The organism is Sunxiuqinia dokdonensis, assembly GCF_001270965.1.
Lineage (GTDB): Bacteria > Bacteroidota > Bacteroidia > Bacteroidales > Prolixibacteraceae > Sunxiuqinia > Sunxiuqinia dokdonensis.
Window position 1 is genome coordinate 1 of sequence record NZ_LGIA01000102.1, and the last position, 1431, is coordinate 1431.

Consider the following 1431-nt stretch of genomic DNA (forward strand, 5'->3'; position numbering starts at 1 on the left):
CCCGCTTTATGCAATGGAAATTCAATAAATTGCTAGAATGCCTATATTTGGTAGTGATTGTGCAATAATAAACCTTAACCCATATGGTTAACCTTCCGATAGAGTATTCAGATAAAAAGGTAACCCCTTTCGGCGGCATGAGTTTGATGAAGCGCTTTGTTGATTCAATCGGTATCAGAGATTTTCTTTCAACTTTAGATTTGCCCGAAAAAGGCTCCAACAGAGGCTATGATGCGCAGCATGTCGTAGAGTCATTTTGGCTGAGTATATGGACGGGGGCATCAAGATATATCCATGCCGACTGGCTTCGCTACGACAAAACGCTTCAAGATATTTTCGGGTGGGATAAAATGCCATCACAGAGCACCTACAGCCGCTTCTTTGGCAAGTTTTCACAAAGCCGTAACACCGCGGTTTTTCCATCCCTTCAGAAGTGGTTTTTATCTCAATTGCAGGTCAACGATATCACCTTAGATATTGACAGTACTGTGATTACCCGGTCCGGGAGCCAGGAAGGAAGTGCCAAAGGATATAATCCCTTAAAAAGGGGCCGCAACTCCCATCATCCGTTAATGGCATTTATCAGCCAAACGCGGATGGTTGCAAATGCATGGCTGCGCCCGGGAAACACAGCCGACAGCAGTAGTTGTAAGGCTTTTCTTCAGGAAACCATTGAAGAAATTTTATCCGCAAAACGGATTGGATTGGTCCGGGCCGACAGTGGTTTTTACACCGAGGAAATATTGAGTTATATCGAAGAGCAAAATCTCAATTACATCATTGCCACAAGAATGTATCCGAATGTAAAACATGAAGTGTATGGCTTAGATGATTGGATTTCTATTTGCCCGGGAATAATGGTCAGTCAAATGCATTTTGAGCACGAGGCAGGGAAAAGACGAAGGTATATTGTGGTCAGAAAAGAAATCGACAAGCGACCAAAGGCAGGCGGTAAGTTGCTATTTGAAGATTTGCCCGGCTATCGGTATAGCTGTTATGTTACCAATCTGGATCTTCCGCTGGATGTAATCTGGAACATGTATAACACCAGAGCTGATTGTGAAAACAGGATCAAAGAGCTTAAGCAGGATTTTGGCTTGGAAAACTTCTGCCTGAAAGACTTTTGGGCAACAGAGGCATCCTTTCGGTTTATTATGGTTGCCTATAATATTATGAGTCTGTTCCGTCATTTTGCCTTGCAATCACACAATAAAGCAACATTGTCCACGCTAAAAGTCTATTGCTTTGCATTAGGAGCTTGGAGCGTAAATCACGCTAACAAGAAGGTGCTCAAGATTGCTTTAAATGCACAAAGGAGACCTTGGCTGGATGGCATTTTTGCCAAAGTGGAGAATCTGAGTCCTCCTTTCAAGTACTCAAATGCATAATCCAGCATTACCGGGGTAAAAACAATCTTTACCCCCGGCCCCA

1 protein-coding gene is annotated in these 1431 nt (G+C 43.3%); it reads left to right on the plus strand.

Annotated features, from left to right (window positions below):
• The first annotated feature begins 83 nt into the window (after positions 1–83).
• Complete coding sequence (locus tag NC99_RS07295; RefSeq protein ID WP_053181601.1) at positions 84–1388, plus strand: IS1380 family transposase; 1305 nt, start codon at positions 84–86, stop codon at positions 1386–1388.
• Positions 1389–1431 lie beyond the last annotated feature (43 nt).

What these genes read in the sequence shown, in the direction of transcription:
- NC99_RS07295 (WP_053181601.1), top strand. Translation starts at nt 84, where the DNA reads ATGGTTAACCTTCCGATAGAGTATTCAGATAAAAAGGTAACCCCTTTC.